This window comes from uncultured Legionella sp. (genome assembly GCF_937871865.1).
In the GTDB taxonomy this organism is placed as follows: Bacteria; Pseudomonadota; Gammaproteobacteria; order Legionellales; family Legionellaceae; genus Legionella.
Genome location: NZ_CALMPD010000202.1, coordinates 1 through 19,719 on the forward strand (window position 1 = coordinate 1; position 19,719 = coordinate 19,719).

Here is a 19,719-nt window from a genome sequence, read left to right on the forward strand (position 1 = left end):
GGCGTAAGCATGTTTAAATTGGATTCAAGGGTAGAACAGTATCCTTTAGCTACCGATCCAGATTCTTCCGAGGGTGTACTCGCTAGAATCAAAACAGATCTGGGAAAATTTGCAGCAACTATGCCTGCCAAAAATACTACTACTATTTATCATGATGGGGCAATAATGGGCCGGTACAGCAAAAAATATGAAAACATTGGTATCAACAGTTCAGGACATGGCAAACTATTTACTAGCCATGAACCCGCACCTCTTTTTTATTCTGGTCATAGTCAATCCATTTTTGAATTGGAAGGTGGAACTGTTAGGCTGGTAATAGAAATATGTGCTGATCATAATTCTAAGGCTTTAGCTGCTGCACTATCTAAAGATGATTCAATCGCTCCACTGGATATTCATCTATTATTAGCAAATACGATTGATGTTAATCCTTACAAAGTAGCCCACACCACTGGTCACAGGTCTATTGTCATCAATTGTGCTGGATTTTTTTCCAGACCAGGAGAATATGCAAAATATGCTACAGGCGTTTGGTATTGTGATGATGATAATTCTTTGGGACGAATTCATTGTACTGATGAGCAACGTGATATTTTAATTTTTTCTGGTATTGAACTACTGCAACATCAACCATCCAATGACGGTTCCATAGCAGGGCCGAGTTGCAGTAATTGTTAAGACGAAACTTTATTTTGTTGGTTTTATCAAATGTTCTTCCTCTGGATGGTTTGTTTCAATTACTTGTGGAGTCGGCTGGCTAAAGAAACCTAAATATCGGGTAGTAGATGGAACCAATAAATCATATAACGAAACAGTTTCTGAGCCCAACGGTTGTGGTAATTGATCAAGTGAGATTACCTGAGGGTGCAATTTTATATATGCATTACTGTCTTGAATATAGGCGCAAATTAATGCTTTATATACACTTTGTCCATCTGGATACTGCATATAAAGTAAATTCGCCAGATGAGTATCAACCTGACCTTTATCATTCCTACCGTATTTCGCAGCCAGATAGCTTTCACCATCTGCGCTTATTTGTGCCCAATGCATATTATCATAAGAGTCTCTGGAATTAATAAACTCATCAGGGCAGGGATCGATAAAATCCGGAAGTTGTCGATTGCGATCTACTAAGGCCGCCAGTGTTCCACCACCTAGAGTAAGATCGCCAATATGGTTGACATGCACTTGATAGGGAGTATCTAGCCCATAGGTGTCTCCTGGGCGAATATCCCATCCTGTGTAACGTAATACAGGGGATACTAATGATGTAAATGGGCTTGTCCAGGCACTTTGAGACATGACGTTTTGCACTGCTGCCTGGAACGTGGAGAAGGTGTTATTTAAGATACAACGGATTTCTACACCACGTTGTTCTTTAAATAAATTGCTGATCTTCTTCGCAACGGCTGCACCAAAAGAATCACCTTGAAAAAGAATGTCGTCGATAGGAATTCCTTTGCGAAGCAAATCATTGGTTACTGCTAGTCCAGTATTTACTAAATCATTAACCTCTAAAACCTCACCACCCAATCGTGACATACCTGGGTATTCAAAACCATAATAGGTTGCTCCAGTAGTACGTACGGCTTCGGTTATATCCGTAAAACAGTCTTGGTATAATGTGCCCATTCCTGTGAAATAAATGACGTGTTTGCCGTGTCCGCTTGCATTGGATGTTATATCGGTATTATCATTATGAAAAGCAACTACTTCAGTAAGACATGGAGATTGGTTTGCAAGAGTGACGTTGAGTTCATAGCGTTGAAAATCGATATTCTTGAAGCTCTCATAATAAAATGCTCCTTCCTCACGTTGAGCTTGCACAAAGCGATCAAATCGTTCTTCCAAAGCCATCTCTGAATCATTTAAGCCATTTTTAATATACCAATCTTCACGGTTGGGGGGAAATGTTCCTGAGCTGATTTGTCTTTGAATCCAGATTTGTAAATAGGAACTAGGCATGATACCTCCAGTTTAGAGTGTTGTAATATTGTGCGTGGTGATCTTTAAGAAGTCAATCTCTAATTTGTTGAATCTTAACACTATAAGTTCTTTTTAATTATTCATATAATGGCGACAGAAATTGATTCGACATTAAAGAATTATAGTTGGGTTATTGTAAAAAAAAGATAATATTTTTTTACAATAATGTTACCTATCGAGTTATTGAAGAGGTGTTAATGAATGAAACGGTAACGAAGAATAGAACCTGGTTGCATTGAATTCATGGGCAGCAATTATCAAATGGATATAAAACGCTTAATTTTGAGTGGTAACGCGAAGAATTTCAGCTAAAGAAGTATCTCCCATTAATACTCGTTTAAAGCCATCACCACGTATGCTTGGAGTACCAGGTCTTAGATACGCTTCCAACGTTTGTATGTGTTCATGGCGATGAATCATACCTCTGAGCGTTTCATCGATAGTAATTAATTCGTAGATCCCGGTTCTGCCTCTATATCCCAAGTGATTACATAAATCACATCCTTTAGGTTCGAATACCTGCGATACATCAGCATCGGGCGCTAATTCCATCAGTTCTTTTTCATCTGGGCGTAATTGATGAGGCGTTTTACAATGAGGGCAGAGCCTGCGCACCAGGCGTTGTGCGATTAAACCCACAATACTTGAAGACATTAAAAAGGATTCAACACCCATATCACGAAGTCGAGTTAAAGCACCTAAAGCACTGTTTGTATGTAATGTTGATAAGACCAAATGTCCAGTTAAGCTTGCCTGAACTGCTATTTCCGCAGTTTCCAGATCCCTGATTTCACCAATCATGACTACGTCGGGATCCTGTCTCAGAATAGCTCTTAGCCCTTTAGCGAAAGTCATTTGTACTTTAGTATTAACCTGCGTCTGCCCTATACCTGTTAAATCGTATTCAATAGGATCTTCAATCGTCAGAATATTACGAGTAACCTGATTAAGCTCTGTTAGCATGGCATATAATGATGTGGTTTTTCCAGAGCCAGTGGGTCCTGTTACTAAAATAATACCGTGCGGCTCTGATATCATTGCCCGCATGGCTTTTACTGTTGACTCCGGCATACCCAGGAGATTCAAATCCAGCTGTGCTGCTTGTTTATCCAGGATTCTTAATACGACACGCTCACCATGGTTCGAGGGAAGGGTTGATACCCGGACGTCAATATTATGGCCCCCGATGCGCAGAGAGATACGACCATCCTGAGGAATACGTTTTTCTGCAATATCCAGTTTTGCCATCACTTTTACCCGAGAAATCACCAAGGGAGCGATAGCCCTCTGTATTTCCAGAACCTCTTGTAAAACACCGTCTATTCGATTACGAACCAAAACACGGTTTTCATACGTCTCAATATGAATATCTGAAGCTTTTTGTTTAATCGCCTGGGTAAACAAGGCATTTAATAAGCGAATGATAGGCGCGTCATCCTGATTTTCCAGCAAATCTTCGCTCATTGGAAGTTGGCTGGCCAGCATGGAAAGATCCATATCATCTTCCATGCCTTCCGCAGCATCTAAAATAGATGATTTAGATTGGTAAACATGTGCTAAATGTTGTTGAAAAGCAGTTTCATCAGCGAGCTTGAGATCCAGGTCGCATTGAAGAATCCTTTTTACTTCAACTAACGTTTGCAACGAAGTATCAGCTAAATGATAAATAACAGCTACATCATTTTTGACCTCACCAACAACTACCCCGTTGTTTTTAGCAAAACTATAAGGAAGAACCAATGTTTTTTCGTCATTATCCATAGTTTATTTGGTCATTTGTGCTGCATGTTTAGGTGAGCCACTAAAAGGAACGGGTAACGTGCTTTGAGTTAATGGCGGTAATACACTTTGGTTGTTTAATTCATCATATTTTTCTTGAGAGCGTATCCAGTCTAATTGATATTGTCTGACATCATTATATTTCGCTCCTGTGACTTGTAAATTATCACGTTCATTACGAAGTATAATTGGTTTAATAAATACCATCAGAACGCGTTTGTCTCTATTTTTGATATTGTGCTGGAACAATTTACCAAGACCTGGAATGCCTCCTAAAATAGGAATGCTATTATTCTCATTACCAAGACTGTCTTGAGTTAAGCCGCCTAATACCACAATGTCACCGCTTTCAACATGTACTGAAGTGACAATGCTGCTGATTTTAAACGTTGGATTAACCGTGCTTTCAGTGGTACTTGCAGGATCCAGAGTGTTATTTCCTTGGTCTATCTGCATCTGAATGCCATCACCTCTGGTGATTTGTGGTCTGACATAAAGGTGTAAGGCAACATTAACCCGGTTAAACGTAGTAAATGGAGTACCGCCGTTAGTCGTTCCTCCCGCATTACTTGGTTGAGTCGTTGCTGCAACAGATACTTCCTTACCGACGAGGATTTTTGCTTGACGATTATCAAGCACTACTACAGAAGGAGTAGACAATATATTTGCTTTTTGTTCCCTAGCCAAGGCGTATATCTGTGTCTGAAAATCATCAATTCTAGTTTTACTATTAATGATCGCAAACCCCGGTCTGAATTTTCTGGGATCACCATATTGTTGATTAGAACCCCACTCAATACCTAAATTGTTCACATCATCCTGATTTACCTCTGCGACCAGTGCTTCGATCAATAATTGAGCGGGCTTAATATCCAGCTGTGAAATTACTGTTTTTAATATACGAATAATTGAAGCCGGGGCATTAAGGATTATCGAATTGGTATTAGGTTCCGCAATAATCTGTACATTGGGCTTGGCTGACCCCTCATTTTGTGTATTTGCTGAGCTAGTATTCCCTGTTGCTGCCGACGAGTTTAAACCTGCTGGAGTCGGGTTCGCTGTAGCAGAACCGCTTGATGAAATGTCACTAGCCAGGTTTGAGGCGGGATTGGTACTGTCTAATTCAGGTCTGGTAATGGTGCCAATTGTAGTACCTACATTGCCACTAAAATTTGCCTGAGCAATGCCAGCAAGAATAGGTACCATGTCTTCGGCTCTTAAATAATTGAGGTAGACCACCTGAGTATTGGAACTCATACCTTCGGAGCTCTCCCTATCTAATTTTAAAATGAGCATACGTAGTCTGATTCTGTCAGTTTTACTGCCGCTGACTAAAATTGAATTAGAGCGATCATCCGCTGAAACGGTAATCTGGGCACGACTCCCTATATTGGGTTGGCTTTTAACCAAATCTTTTAGTGTATTGGTAATGTCCATCGCCAATGCATATTTTAATGGCACCATATCAATGCCATTTGCAGTAGAACTGTCTACTTGTCTGATTATGTCTGTCAGGCTTTTGATGTTATTTGCTCGACCAGAAAGGATCAGCATATTAGAAGGCGCATATGCCGAAACGCTGCTCCATTGTGGCATTAAGGGTCTTAAAACCGGAACCAGTTGCTCAGCAGGAACATAATGTACTGGTATTACTGAAACCATCATGTCATCCCCTCTCGGAGGATTACGCAATCCATTAATTAAGTCAGGTGATAGCGTTTTTGCATCAATATTGGGAATGATTTTAATGATTGTACCATTAGGTACAGCTGCATAACCTGATACTTGCAAGACAGAGAGAAAGACCTGATACAACTCACGGTTAGACATCGGAGTACTGGATATAATGGATATTTTTCCCTGAACTCTAGGATCAATAACAAAGTTTTTTCCGGTTACGCGAGAAACTTCTGTAATAACCGCACGAATATCAGCATTTCTCAAATTCCATAGCTTGCTCGATGGCGGTAAGGTTTGGCTTTGATCCTGATTTTTAGATGTTTGGCTTACTTGAGAAGGTGTTTTTTGATTCGAATTGGCAGCAACGTTATGAGCATTACTTTTTTGTGATAACTTATCTTTTAGTTCTCTTGCTGTTTGATAATCATCAATAGGGCCAATTTGGACAAGATAAAGGTGTTTGTCAGCAAGATCTTTAATCTCTACTTTTTGTTCTATCTGTTTTGCAAGATCCTGTTGTCTTTGTTGGGCATCTTTTTTTAAATTAAACGCGCCCGCCTGGAGATAAAAAACAGTTGAACCATTTTTGGTAATGGTTGAAATGTTTACGTCATTAGCATGAATCAATGAAGACCATATTAAGGTTAAAAGTAAAATTACTAAAGAACGCATTTAAAAACCGTAAAATCGTAGATAGTAACATCATAACTAAATTTGATTGTTTTCAATAGCTTTTTTGATAACTAAGTTGAGGATTTTTATGATTAAGGGATTTGGTGGCTATGGGTGGACTCGAACCACCGACCTCAGCATTATGAGTGCCGCGCTCTAACCGGCTGAGCTACATAGCCACAAGAGACGCGATTTTGTCTTTTTCAGCGTTTGATGTCAAGTCCGTTGAATAGTTTTTTTTGTTTTTTATGGTTAAAATCACAAAATTTAATAATTAATGTTCATTGTTGATTAATAAATAGTCAACGGTCAGTATTTATTGGTAAATCACGCACAAGCAAATGAATCGAATGAGTATAATGACTTCTTAATACCAGATTCTAAACTGGCGATTAGTGAGCTCATTTATTGTTTTAAAAAAGTACTTAATATTTATTTAAGACTGATAGTATATGATAAGATGCCTATATATCGATCATACTGGAGCCATTATGCCTATAGCTGCTGTAACTTATAGTTCTAAAGTTGGAGGAAGCAGCGTTGTTTCCCTTAAGGAATCATTTGTTGATGTTGGTTGCACAGTAGTTGATGCTGATTATCGAGAGATGATGGCGGATATATCAGAACCCAAATTTGATGAATTATACACTTCATCCCAAGGTCGATTAAAATTATTTGCTCATGCAAAAGCCAAAGCCATGACTATGCTTGAAAACGTAGATTGCCTGGCTTTACCGGGTAATAATGCAATGATTGACCCTGAATTATTCAATCAGGAACGAGATCCAACTCAGACGTATGATTTTTCTCGTACTATTGTTGAGTTGGCCTTAGTACATGTAGCTGTTGAAAAAGGGATGCCTATTTTAGGAGCATGTGGTGGGCATCAGGTGGTCGCTGTTTATGGTGGTGGTGAAATTACTGATTTGAACATTAACCAGCTAACTCAACAAAGCTACATGAATTATGATGCGATTAGAATAAATAAGGACACGATGTTAGCAAAAATTATTGCTTCACATCTAGATCTTGTTGTAAATATAGAAGAAATAGAAATAAAGACAGAAGAAGAAAATACAAAAGAAATAATTGATAAGTCTTATTATGAAGGGCAGTTTTTTGGAGCTCATAGTCAACGGATTTCAAAATTGCCTAAAGGGTTTATAGCCAGTAGCATTGCAAGCGATGGTGATACTATTGAATCTATGGAATCTTTAGTTGGTACTCCTATCTTGACTACTCAGTTTCATCCAGAGATTGGTGCAAATGGATTACCTGAATCTAAATTTATATATCAAAAGGACCAGCATAATATTGATATGAATTTGAAAATATTTGATTTTATGAGTAAGGCGGCGCAGACATACAATCAAAAGAAATCAGTAGTTAGTGAATTGAAACAATTTAAGCCTGCTGATGGAGCAAATATCAAACCATCTGATGTAAAAGCTTTTTTTGGACAACAAAGATTTAAATTAAATAATAATGATGTGGCTATATCCGCAGAAGAGCCAGAAAAAACTTCTTATTCCTGGCTCGGTCGATTAGGACTTAGTGTGGGACTTGGCCTTCTTGCAACTGCGGGAGTTATAGCATTTGCTCCACTGGCAGTACTGGGGTCTATTGGTCTCTTGGGAGTTGTTGCCCTTGGTGGGGTTGTTGGTTTACTTACTGCTGGCGTTATGTACCCAGTAAGTGAATTTCTGAGTCAATCAGTATCTTATCTGCAAAAAGAGATAGGACTTTGGATTTCCAGTAACATGCGAGATAGCGCTGCCAAGTTAATGACTACTTTTCTGGTGAGTCAACTACAAGAAAAAGAAAATGCTAAGGTAGGCAAAGTAAAAGAATTAACTGAGCAATCTCCCGATGAAGCAGGAACGAAATATGGGGCGTTTTTTGATAAAGGGAAAGATGCTTTAAATCCTCCACCGAATGAACTGCTACGAGACACTCCGGCACAATTATGGAGCGATCAAGTAGATTCGGAACATGCCTCTATAACAATTGATAATCCTAACAATTCAACTGATGCAGAAGCTCCTCCTATGACACCATAGTGGTGTTATACTAGATGAGTTTATTATCTGGTTTAGTTGTAACATCTTACTTTATCCGCTAAAACAACAGTACATGTTTACATGATGATTTGTAGGTCGGTCCCTTGGCCCGACGTTGCTCTCAGCTTGAAATTTGTGCTAATTGAATGGCTTTGTTGTCGGGCCCCTGGCTCGACGTCTGCCCTCAGCTTGAAATTTTTGTTAATTGAATAGGCTTTGTTGTCGAGCCAAGGGCGCGAGCTGCATATTGCTGCCTCTTGATACTATATAATTAAGGGCTGCTTGTTGGTGAGATCCATGGATATTGTGGATAATCATGAATATTGTGGATAATCATGGAATGTGGGGATTTTAGATTTAAAGATAATAGATTCTAATATGAAATGAATTTTGATTCTTTGTGAGATTATTAGGGATATTATTGTGATTGAAATTTTATCTGGCAGAAGGAAGTATTGCAGTAGAACTGCAATACTTCAATTCTTTTTGTTTATACTATTAATAAGAATAATGCACCTGGGCCACGTAATACCTGAACTAACAATTGTTGTTTTTTATCCTGAGCAATTGTTTGTAAGGTTTTTACATCTTTTGTTGGTGCTTTATTAGCAGAGATAATAATATCGCCAGGTCTTAGACCCGCTCTCCATCCAGCACTGGTTTCAGAAGCTCCTACTACCTGAACACCAATCACATTACCGTGTGGAGGTGATTCCTGTTCAAAATTACGCAGAGCAAGACCATATAAGAATGGGTTATTGGATTGTAATTTTTGTTCATGCTTTTTGATGTCAGTAACTTCAGCATTTAATGTTAACGCTTTATTATCACGAAGAATCTGAATCTTAGCGGTTGAACCAACACGTAATAAACTGATTGTTGTTTTCACCTGAGTGGCCTGAGTGATTTTAGTATCGTTGATTTGAACGATAATATCGCCTGATTTTAATCCAGCAACTTCGGCAGGAGAGTTCTCATTAACCTGAGATACCAATGCACCTTGTACGTCTTCTGGGTAGCCCATAGATTGTGCTAGTTCTGGGGTCAGGTGTTGTACAAAGATGCCCATCAAACCGCGGTGTATAGAACCAAATTTGATAATTTGTTGTGTTACATCTTTTACCATATTAATAGGAATGGCAAATCCAATACCTACGTTACCGCCGTAAGGAGAGATAATTGCTGTATTTATGCCTATCAATTCTCCTTTAGTATTAACTAATGCACCACCAGAATTACCTGGGTTAATTGCGGCGTCAGTTTGAATAAAGTTTTCAACACCTTCAATATTCAAATCACTGCGCTTTAAAGCGCTGACGATACCAAATGTAGCTGATTGACTGTTACCAAAGCTGTTTAATCCAAATGGATTGCCTATTGCTACAACAAAATCTCCCACCTGAAGGTTATCTGAATCACCTATTACCAATGACTTAAGATTTTTCGCATCAATTTTTAATACAGCCAAATCAGTTTCGCTATCTCCGCCAATCAAGCGCGCTTTTAAACGTCGGCCATCCTGAAGGGTTACAGTAATTAAATTAGCATTGCGAATTACGTGATCATTCGTCACGATAATGCCTGATTTGGGATCAAGGATTACACCAGAACCTATGCTTTCAAATTTGCGTCCTTTTTCAGGAGCTCTGGAACCGCGTTTGCCTGGAGTTACTTCTTCATCACCGCTGCCCGCTGCTGATGCATCGCCTGGTAAGTAGCCTTGAACCGCTACATTAACTATAGCTGGCATAATGTTTTTTAAAACAGGAGCCAGATTGGGCATCGCAGTCTCGTCTGCTTTTACAGCCAGAGAAGCTGTTAAAAGAAGCAAGGTGCTTATATATAATTTTATACGTTTCATCATATTATTAATCCCGTGGTTGATCGTTAAACCAAATAAGAGTTCCTATTCTACCTGTTTGCGCTTCTCTTCGATAGGAATAGAACTCAGTTTCCAACTCAAAAGTACATAAATCTGACCGATATACTGCTGAAACACCGCGTGAATTGAGTATCAATTCGGCAATTTGGGGCAAACTTGCAATCCATTTTAAGCCTGATTTTTGAAAGGCATTCACACTTAGGGGGTATTTTTCAGTAAAAGACTGATGTACCTCATCACCAACTTCATAGCATTTTTGGCATATTGCCGGGCCTATCCAGGCCAACAGATCGCTTGAGTCGCTGTTCATTTTGTTTAAGGTATTTTCGATAATTCCGTTAAATAAACCTTTCCATCCTGCATGTATTGCGGCTATTTCCGTTCCTTGTTGATTACAAAGCGTAATAGGCAGGCAATCAGCAGTAAGAATTACTAATGGGTGATTGTTCGAACGTGTTGTGGCTGCATCAGCATTTCTGTTGTTATCGTCTTCCGGAATAATGCAGGTGGTACTATGCGTTTGTTCAAGCCATACCGGTTCAGCAGGCAAGTTCAGAAGTTTTTTTAACTGCTGCCTGTTTTGAGCTACGTGGTCTGGATTATCACCAACGTGGGAGCCCAGATTATTTTTATCATAAGGTGTTACACTAAAACCGGATAACCGGGTAGTGCTTAATGCTGTAATATTTTTCGGGGCAGACCAGTTCGCTAATCTAGTAATCATAGTGCTCATCCAGAGTTCTAAGCAGTAATTTAAAATCTTCAGGTAAAGGGGCAGTAAATGTCAACTCTTCTTCTGTCTCTGGATGATAAAAAGCAATTGAGCAAGCATGCAATGCCTGCCTTTTGAATTGCTGAAGCATGGCTTTTAAATCATCGCTGGCATTTTGGGGAAACCGCATCCGGCCACCATAGAGCTGATCGCCTATTACTGGATGGTTAATATAATCCATATGAACTCTGATTTGATGTGTTCTTCCGGTCATCAAACTGACATCCAATAGAGTAAAATCATGGTATTGTTTTTTTACCATATAGTGAGTAATAGCCTGTCTGCCTTGCCCACTTACGCACATTTTTAGTCTGTTCCTGGGATGTCTTCCGAAGCCGGTATCAACAGTACCGCCTGATATCACATGTCCTTGAACCAACGTTATGTAATTGCGTTGTATGTCTCTGGCTTGCATCTGCCTTATAAGCGATGTGTGTGCTGTTAACGATTTCGCCACTATTAATAATCCAGTTGTGTCTTTATCAAGACGATGGATTATTCCTGCCCGTGGCAGGTGATGCAGGGTAGGGGCATGGTGAAGAAGTGCATTAACTAAAGTATGCTCCCTGTTTCCTGCTCCAGGATGGACGACCAATCCCATGGGTTTATTAAGCACAAGAACGTCATCGTCTTCGTAAATTACTTCGAGAGGAATATCTTCTGGCTCACAATGCGTAAAGTCAGGATCAATTTCATTTAAATCAACACTAAGTTCAATGAGATCTCCATCCAGAGCTTTATCTTTAGGCTTGCATGCCTTTTGATTCAGGATCACGGCACCGGATTTAATCCAATTGCTGATTTGTGAGCGCGAATACTCTGGAAGTAACTGGGCGAGTACACTATCGATACGTTGATTGTGATACTCGCGGGGAATTGTTATCTGTTTTTTTATGTGTTCTATCATTAGATTGGTTGCATCTCTACTTCAGTTAGACGGCCTCTCAAGGAGTTGGGTAATGCATCACTTATCTGAAGTGTTACAAATTGACCGATTAAACGCTCTGAGCCTTCAAAATTCACTACTCGATTACATTCAGTTCGTCCAGCCAGCTGATTGCTGTCTTTTTTAGAGAAACCAGTGACCAATATTCTTTGAGTGGTACCTATCATTGATTGGCTGTATCGCGAAGCATTCGTCAGTAATCTGTTTTGCAGTATCTGCAAGCGTTGTTTTTTAACTTCCAGCGGCGTTTCATCGGGTAAATTAGCTGCCGGGGTACCAGGTCTTGGGCTATAAATGAAACTGAATGAGGTATCAAAACCAATTTCATGTACTAAATCCATAGTGTCCTGGAAGTCTTTGTCTGTTTCACCAGGGAAGCCTACTATAATATCGGTTGATAAACGAATATCTGGCCTAACCTTACGTAGTTTTCTGATTTTTGATTTAAACTCCAGTGCAGTATAACCACGCTTCATTAGACCTAAAATACGATCTGATCCGCTTTGAACTGGTAAGTGAAGGTGATTTGCCAATTCAGGCACTTCTGCATAGGCATTAATCAGATTATCTGAAAAGGCTAATGGGTGAGAGGTGGTAAATCTGATTCTTCCTATTCCATCTATTGCAGCCAGATAATGGATTAAAAGAGCTAGATCAGCTGTTTCACCTTGTTCCATTTTACCACGATAATCATTAACATTCTGACCTAATAAATTAATTTCTCGGACACCTTGAGCTGCAAGTTGGTAACACTCTGCCAATACGTCGTCAAATGGTCTGCTAATTTCTTCTCCACGCGTATAAGGCACAACACAAAAGCTGCAATATTTGCTACAGCCTTCCATAATTGAGACAAACGCTGATGGCCCTTCAGCCCGTGGTGCAGGGAGGTGATCGAATTTTTCAATTTCAGGAAAACTGATATCAACAACGGATTTATTTTTTGCAAGTCGTTCTTCAAGCAGGGCAGGGAGCCTATGTAATGTTTGCGGCCCGAATACCAGATCGACAAACGGAGCTCTTTTAATGATGTCGGCACCTTCCTGACTTGCAACACATCCACCTACACCAATAACTACATGTGGATTTTTAGCTTTATATTCGCGCCACTGACCTAATTGCGAAAAAACCTTTTCCTGAGCTTTTTCTCTGATAGAGCAGGTATTCAGCAGGATTACATCTGCATCATCTACTTTATCTGTTTTAATTAAACCATGAGATTCAAATAAGACTTCTGCCATTTTAGATGAGTCATACTCATTCATCTGGCACCCATTTGTTTTAATATATAATTTTTTAGACATATTTTTTTCTACTTTTAAAACGCCGTATTATTTCATTAATGTACACTTTGGCAATAGGTTTCTTTAATTTTGGGTAAAATAAGTAACGCAATGAGCATACCTATTGGAAGAATTGCCAAAGCAGTGTGATAGGCTTCAATCGGGTAAAGTCTTACTGTACCACTCATTTCTCCTTGCCACATTTTATCAAGCACGTACCCTATTAAAGGTTGTGCCAGAGCGATACCTACCATGTTCATCATATTCATAAAACTTAAGCCCGTAGCAACGTATTTTTTATTACATAGCTCTTTGGCTACGGAGAAAGCAGGTAAGAAACCAGCAGAGAATAAACCAAATGTTAAAAGTAATAATTGCATCGTCAAAGAAGAGCTAATCGGTGCAAAAATAAATAGGCAAGAGCAAATAAGAGCACCAACGCAACCGATATACATTGGGGGTTTACGTAATCCAATCTGGTTTGAGAATATACCCCAAAGCGGGCTGGCAATTGCCCAGCCAACAAAGACTAATGATATATAATTAGCTGCTGTTGATTTAGCGATAAGCATTTTGTTCATCAAAAAGGGAACGCCCCATAAGCCACAAAAAACTGGAGTTGCCATGTACATCAGTCCACCGTATATAGCTACTAACCAGAGTTGTTTATTTTTAATCAGAGCGAGCAAACTAGGTAAAAGGCGATCTTCATGTTCAACTGGATGTGTGTGCACGGGAGGTTTATAATTTTTAGGCGTGTCTCGAGCAATTACCATCAGTAATACAGCTAAAACGAGTCCCACCACTCCCATGATAATCATGCTGTGGCGCCAGCCAAAACCATCAATTAACAGAGCTAACGGAGTCTCGCCACCTATAGCACCCAACATACCAATAGTGACCATAAGTCCAGTCAATAAGGCAAATTTTTCAGGGGGAAACCAGTTTGCTGCCAGTTTCATAGTACCTACAGCTGCAAAAGCAGAGCCAAAACCAATCATCAGGCGTGCAATACATGCCATAATAAAATTATCGGTCATACCAAAAGCAATGGTGCTTACCGCACAGACTACAGTAGCTAACGTCAGTAGACGATGCGGGCCGAAATAGTCCATTAATACACCGCCTGGTAATTGCATGGCAGCATACGAATAAAAATAAATACCGGATAGAATACCTAATGTTTGGCTGGTAACAGCGAAGTCTCGCATTAGCTCAGTACTCATGACACTTGGTGAAACCTGGAGCAGGCATTCATAAAAATAAAACAAGCATCCTAGACCCCATACTAGCCAGGACATAAATGAGTTCGCCTGTGCTGTCTGCATTGAATTGGACTGCGTATTATAATGAGCCATTATTTTAAAGTTCTCCATGTTTACTCAAGTCGTTTGATTTTGCGAGAATTTTTGATTAAAAACAATGGATATACTGCGAGAAAGGCATATATCTTGGCGTTCCGTCAAAAGTGAGGGTTTTTATTCACAAAGTCATTTAATACGTTATCATACAAACATTAAAAATTCATCCGGTAAAATTTTATCATTTTGGGTATAATTTGTCTATCTGCTTGGTTAGTGTAATTATTGTTCATTTGGATCGTCAGGTGCATCAAGTACTACTTTGGTTCCTCTCATGCCTCCTCCTGGTAAATCAATAAATTCTTCATTGAGCCAACGCGCATCTTCAATAAACATTCTGACACATCCATGGCTTGCCCGGTATCCCGGTACTTCGTAGCTTCCGTGCAGTGCAAATCCTCTGAAAAAATGCATACAATAAGGCATTAATGCACCGCCACTTTCTCCGTTGGCTCTTCTTGGAAAAGCAGTAGACACGCATTCGATGTCCTGTTTTCTTATAATTCGAAATGAACCTGTGGGGGTTCCGCACCCACCTGCAACATTGCATTTACCAATCCCCGAGGAAATAGGTCCCCACCATAACAGCTCACCATCTGCATCATAGGCACCCCAGGCAAGTTTTTTCTGACTTACAAAGATGGTTTTTTCACCGTCTGATTCAATATAACGAGGGAAGGGCGATACATCATATATAGTGAGCCGTTCAATGTTTTTAGGAACAGCAATAGTCATTCCTTGTTTCAACGTTATATTCATTCGATTAATTCGTCTGACGATGTCGCGTTCTTCAACATTAGGAAATAGTTTTTCCCAGCTTTCTCCAGCTTTCACTTTCATGCAAAAATAATCAGCTAAATTACAGAGTGTTTCGCCATATCTCTCTATTGCAAAAGAGGTTTGAGAGTTCAGCATTAAAAATGCAGTTGTGATTATTGATATCATAGATTTTTTCATGATGATCTCAATCTTAATCATTGTATTTCAATTAGCGGCATTAAGTAAAAAAACTTTACATTTTTGTGGGGTGTTTCATTCGATTTGAACCAGTGTTACGAATCCAGTGGTATTAATTGATAGGGCATTTAGTGTTAAATGCCCATATTTTTTGATGTGAATATTTTGATTATTGTTTTTCATTAACTTGATTAATGGCTTGCCATGCCTGATGTACTTCAGCAAGTAACATGTTGGACTGTGCTAAAAGATCTTCATCATTTGTTAGGTTTGCTTTTAACAAAATGTGTTGGATGTAATCGTATAATTTCAGAAGGTTTTCTGCAATTTCACCACCTTGTTCATGGTTTAAGCTGGTTTTTAATCCTTCCACTATACTGATTGCTTTTCCTATATGCTCGCCTTTATCCTTGATTTGATTTCTCTGGATATTGCCCTGAGCTGTTGCTATATGTGATCTGGCACCTTGGAGTAATAGCTCTATTAGTTCATGCGGTGATGCAGTATCAATACGAGATTGTAGCTCTATCGATTTGTATTGGCTTGATACTCGATCATATGGGGTTTTCATAAGTTTAGTCTCATTTTATATTTAATTTAGGTAAATTAGCTAATTGCTGGGTTAAAAAGCTCGTTGTGTTTTGCATTTGGGTTAATAAACTATCCAGTGCGGTAAATTGTGATAGATAACGTTTTTGAATCGCGTCACTACGCAGAGCAATTGCTTCTTGTGCCTTATCCAGTTGTTTCACTTGTTTGTTTAATTGAGCTGTTCTCAGATCCAAATCGCCTTGAGTGCTCATGTAAGTATCTAAAAATGAATTCATTTGTACTGCAATTCCATCATTAACTGTAATACTTCCGCGAGAACCCGTTGAGCCAGACAGGATATTAATTGATAGTCCTCCTAGCCGGCCACTACCACTGAGAGTAAGCCCATCGGATGAGCTCGCTGAGAGGGAGCCAATAGTTCCTGACATACTTACCCCTGGAGTAAATTCGGTCAGATTCACATCATAGGATCCTGCCTTAACGTTTGTATTTACTGATTTAATTCTGATATTGGGATCAGATGCTGTTGCTGTTTTGGCGAATAAGCTGCCTATATCCTTGTAATTATTCTCAAGAACCTTTTTGTATTTATCCTGATTTATTTCTAGTAACCCTTGCTTGTTTGAGGTAATTCCCAAATCAGCCAAGGATTTTATTGGGCTGTCGCCATTAGTGATCGGACCGGTTGCCCATTTGGTCAGGTTTTGTTTTAAATTTCTAAATTGCGGATCTCCCTGGAATACTCCTCCTTGCTTTGTTTCAGAATTATATCCGGTCAGATTGGTAAGAAAAGTCATACTGTCATTATACTGTTTGACAAAATCATTCATTAAACTGGTTAATTGATCCTTATTGTCATCAACTGTTAAGGTTATCGTTTTGCCTGGTTCGGCTTTTTTCAAATTCAACGTTACTCCAGAAATAGCTTCCTGTAATTGATTACTGCTTTGATTCAACATAATTCCATTGATTTTTACCACGCTGTTTTGGGCTGCAACTGTTTCTGTCAGTGAATTAACCCCAGTGGTTGGATCATAATTTAATGAAGTGATGTCGCCACTGATTTTCATGGCATAGTTTTCACCGCTTTTTGTTGAAGTAAGAGCTAGCCGCGAACCTTGACTATCTTGAACAATTCCTGCCGTTACTCCGGAGTTGCTATTATTAATCGCGTCACGAACAGCAACCAGGCTGTCACTGCCCGGAGCTATGGTTATAGATACCGGGGTAGCGGAAGCATTGGCTGTAAATGTTGTTTTATCACTATTATAGGTACCTAAAGTAATGGTGAACGTACCGCTCCCTGTATTTGTCAAATAATTGCTGGCAAGGCTTTGTTGTTGTGCCAGTTTTTGCACTTCAATTTGATAACTTCCTTTTGTTGCTTGTGCGGTAATTGATGTTGAGAAATAATCCTGTTCACTCATGGAGTATTTCATATTATAAAATTGGCTTAAATCAGATAATTTAGTCAGTGAGGTCCGAAGATTTGATAGGACACTTTTTAACTGGCCAATAGCTGATAACTCTGTCTTGACACTGGTAACTTGATTGTCATGTCGTGTTTGAGCAGGGGTTATTTCTGCTTTAACCAATGTTGCAACCAATGTTGCTACGTCAAGGCCCGATCCGACACCTGGTGATGATAGGCTCATATGTTCCCTTATTTAAATTCATTATCTCTGATACCAAAAATAGGTCCATTTATTAAACGTGCTTGTCTATAGAACCACTAATTATTTCATCAAGCAAACTTAACAAATGCAAGTATTCATCAGACGGCATTTTTCGAATCACTTTATCTGAGAGTTTCTCTGTAACTATAGTTTGTAATAATCCTGTTGCATGATCCAGGGCTTGTCTGGTTTCCGGATCCATCGTCGAATTGACGATATTTGTCAGATTATCTGTGCTAATTGGTTCTTCTGCTATGTGTATTGCTTCGTTCGGTCCTGCTGAACTCACTGAGGGTATTGGATTTATATTCATTTCATACTCCTTTATACCCAAATAACATTGGGGGTATAAACAAAACTACGGTGCAGCCGGAGCTACACCGTAATTATTACATCTTATCTGCCTAACAATGAAAGAACAGATTGAGGCATGCTGTTCGCTTGAGCTAACATCGCTGTACCTGCTTGTTGCAGAATTTGGTTCTTGGTCAAATTCGCCATTTCTGATGCGTAGTCAGCGTCCAGGATTCGGCTACGAGCAGCTGAAAGGTTATCTGATACGTTTTGCAGGTTCGCAATAGTAGAATCAAATCGGTTTTGCAGAGCACCCATACTGGCTCTGTTAGCACTTACACTGTTCAGAGCTGCATCGATACGTTTGATTGCGGTTTGAGCTCCTGCTGCAGTACTGATATCAACTGTATCAACTCCAAGAGCATCTTTAGCAATTGCAGCGCTTAGGCCTAAGGTAGCAACTGTACCGCCGATGTTAATGGTATCTGTTGCGCTTACAGACAGTGTGCCTCGTAATACGCCATCGAAATCTCCGCCAGTTACAGACATACCGTCAGTACCAGCAGTAAAACCAGCACCACTTTCTGTAACAGTAATGTTTCTGCCATCAGCTGCTGTCAGGGTAATATCACCGCCGTTAAGAGATGCAGTAATACCAGTTTGATCACTTACACCATTAATTGCATCGCGAAGAGTAGTATTACTCATAGCTGTCGATACGTCCTGACCAGTAAATACGGCTACACCATTAAGCGTCAGGCTATAAGTATCGGCTGCTGTTCCGCCTATTGCACCAACTGTTTGAGTACCAGTGGTTGTTGCTGTGACTGATAAGCCTGCTACGCCAGCATCATTAAGCGCAGCTGCTTTTGCATATGCTGATGTTCCATCTTGTCCATTTAATGCACCTGCGAAACCTGCAGATGAGTTAATAGTAGATGATGCTCCACCACCCAGGGAAACAGTAATGTCAGTAGAGGCTGCACCAGACACTTCTGTTCCGGTCTCTGTTGCAATGCCACCTATAGAGGAAGCTTTAATACTTCCGATACTGAACGTAATGGTTTGGTTTGCGTTAGCACCTACCTGGAAGCTTGCATTGGAAAATGAACCATCGAGGATTCTTTGACCATTAAATTCAGTGTTGCCAGAAATACGGTTTAACTCACTTTGTAACTGAGATACTTCACTTTGAAGTGACGCACGGTCAGATGAGTTGTTGGTTGAGTTTGCTGCCTGAACAGACAATTGACGCATACGTTGAAGAATATTGGTGGTTTCCTGCATTGCTCCTTCAGCCACCTGAGCTAGAGATATACCGTCATTCGCATTTCTGACAGCCATGTTCATCCCGCTTATTTGAGCGGTCATACGTTGGGAAATTGCCAATCCTGCAGCATCGTCTTTGGCACTGTTAATTCTTAGGCCAGATGATAACCGCTGAATTGAAGTTTGCATTGCGTTACTTGATACCCCTAGGTTACGTTGGGCCGTAAGCGATACTACGTTCGTATTAATTACTTGAGCCATGATTTTAGTCTCCTCAGACCTGAATCCCTATTTGTACCCGATAAATCATTATTTTGTTGCAAATTTATCGTACCCACTCAAGTTATCGGAAATTATCTAAAAAACTTTAGCCCTGATAGTACATTTTTTTTTAAAATACAAAAAAATATTTAATAAAATTAACATGTTGTATTTTTAATCATATTGAATTAATTGTTTTAAAAGGTTTTTTGTTCTAGTAGATTTAAATAATTATTAATGAGAAAATAGCCTCTGTTAAAATAAAGAAGACAGGGCTGCAGCCATA

General features: G+C 39.5%; 15 protein-coding genes and 1 tRNA gene. 2 read left to right on the top strand and 14 right to left on the bottom strand.

What is annotated here, in order from left to right; genetic code table 11:
* A partial coding sequence (locus tag Q0495_RS10810) for a hypothetical protein (protein WP_298626027.1) occupies positions 1 to 678 on the top strand: 678 nt, incomplete at its 5' end.
* Between the two features lie 9 nt (positions 679 to 687).
* On the opposite strand, the gene sdbB is transcribed toward Q0495_RS10810, so the two are convergent.
* The 4 genes from sdbB to Q0495_RS10830 form a co-directional block, all read right to left on the bottom strand.
* Positions 688 to 1,968, bottom strand: coding sequence for a Dot/Icm T4SS effector alpha/beta hydrolase (sdbB, locus tag Q0495_RS10815; RefSeq protein ID WP_298626030.1), 1,281 nt, complete (start codon positions 1,966 to 1,968; stop codon positions 688 to 690).
* 297 nt (positions 1,969 to 2,265) lie between these two features.
* Positions 2,266 to 3,750, bottom strand: coding sequence for a GspE family T2SS ATPase variant LspE (gene lspE / locus Q0495_RS10820; RefSeq protein ID WP_298626033.1), 1,485 nt, complete (start codon positions 3,748 to 3,750; stop codon positions 2,266 to 2,268).
* Between the two features lie 3 nt (positions 3,751 to 3,753).
* Positions 3,754 to 6,120 carry a GspD family T2SS secretin variant LspD gene (lspD, locus tag Q0495_RS10825; RefSeq protein WP_298626035.1) on the bottom strand — a complete coding sequence of 789 codons (2,367 nt, stop codon included), beginning with the start codon at positions 6,118 to 6,120 and terminating at the stop codon, positions 3,754 to 3,756.
* A gap of 102 nt (positions 6,121 to 6,222) precedes the next feature.
* A tRNA-Met gene (locus Q0495_RS10830) sits at positions 6,223 to 6,299 on the bottom strand.
* A gap of 312 nt (positions 6,300 to 6,611) precedes the next feature.
* Between Q0495_RS10830 and Q0495_RS10835 the strand changes: the two genes are divergently transcribed.
* Positions 6,612 to 8,180 (top strand): gamma-glutamyl-gamma-aminobutyrate hydrolase family protein, encoded by a 1,569-nt coding sequence (locus Q0495_RS10835; protein WP_298626038.1) that lies wholly within the window; start codon positions 6,612 to 6,614, stop codon positions 8,178 to 8,180.
* Positions 8,181 to 8,670: 490 nt separating this feature from the next.
* Here Q0495_RS10835 and Q0495_RS10840 read toward each other — a convergent pair whose 3' ends face one another.
* The 10 genes from Q0495_RS10840 to Q0495_RS10885 all read right to left on the bottom strand — a co-directional run bounded on the left by Q0495_RS10840 (position 8,671) and on the right by Q0495_RS10885 (position 19,433).
* Positions 8,671 to 10,044 carry a Do family serine endopeptidase gene (locus Q0495_RS10840; protein ID WP_298626041.1) on the bottom strand — a complete coding sequence of 458 codons (1,374 nt, stop codon included), beginning with the start codon at positions 10,042 to 10,044 and terminating at the stop codon, positions 8,671 to 8,673.
* Between the two features lie 4 nt (positions 10,045 to 10,048).
* On the bottom strand, positions 10,049 to 10,786 hold the full coding sequence (pgeF, locus tag Q0495_RS10845; RefSeq protein ID WP_298626044.1) for a peptidoglycan editing factor PgeF: 738 nt from the start codon (positions 10,784 to 10,786) through the stop codon (positions 10,049 to 10,051).
* A complete protein-coding gene (gene rluD, locus Q0495_RS10850; RefSeq protein WP_298626047.1) occupies positions 10,776 to 11,741 on the bottom strand; it encodes a 23S rRNA pseudouridine(1911/1915/1917) synthase RluD in 966 nt (321 codons plus the stop codon). Before rluD ends, pgeF begins: the two co-directional genes overlap by 11 nt.
* Positions 11,741 to 13,084: a tRNA (N6-isopentenyl adenosine(37)-C2)-methylthiotransferase MiaB gene (gene miaB / locus Q0495_RS10855; RefSeq protein ID WP_298626050.1), complete on the bottom strand. Its 1,344-nt coding sequence runs from the start codon at positions 13,082 to 13,084 to the stop codon at positions 11,741 to 11,743. The genes rluD and miaB overlap by 1 nt, the downstream gene beginning before the upstream one ends.
* A 35-nt stretch (positions 13,085 to 13,119) precedes the next feature.
* A complete protein-coding gene (locus Q0495_RS10860) occupies positions 13,120 to 14,421 on the bottom strand; it encodes an MFS transporter (RefSeq protein WP_298626053.1) in 1,302 nt (433 codons plus the stop codon).
* Positions 14,422 to 14,646: 225 nt separating this feature from the next.
* Positions 14,647 to 15,381 carry a L,D-transpeptidase gene (locus Q0495_RS10865; RefSeq protein WP_298626056.1) on the bottom strand — a complete coding sequence of 245 codons (735 nt, stop codon included), beginning with the start codon at positions 15,379 to 15,381 and terminating at the stop codon, positions 14,647 to 14,649.
* A gap of 169 nt (positions 15,382 to 15,550) precedes the next feature.
* Positions 15,551 to 15,952, bottom strand: a complete 402-nt coding sequence (gene fliS, locus Q0495_RS10870) for a flagellar export chaperone FliS (RefSeq protein WP_298626058.1) — start codon at positions 15,950 to 15,952, stop codon at positions 15,551 to 15,553.
* Between the two features lie 10 nt (positions 15,953 to 15,962).
* Complete coding sequence (gene fliD / locus Q0495_RS10875; protein ID WP_298626061.1) at positions 15,963 to 17,588, bottom strand: flagellar filament capping protein FliD; 1,626 nt, start codon at positions 17,586 to 17,588, stop codon at positions 15,963 to 15,965.
* A 52-nt stretch (positions 17,589 to 17,640) separates the two neighbouring features.
* Complete coding sequence (locus Q0495_RS10880) at positions 17,641 to 17,922, bottom strand: hypothetical protein (protein ID WP_298626065.1); 282 nt, start codon at positions 17,920 to 17,922, stop codon at positions 17,641 to 17,643.
* A gap of 83 nt (positions 17,923 to 18,005) precedes the next feature.
* Positions 18,006 to 19,433, bottom strand: a complete 1,428-nt coding sequence (locus Q0495_RS10885) for a flagellin (protein WP_298626068.1) — start codon at positions 19,431 to 19,433, stop codon at positions 18,006 to 18,008.
* Positions 19,434 to 19,719: the final 286 nt, after the last annotated feature.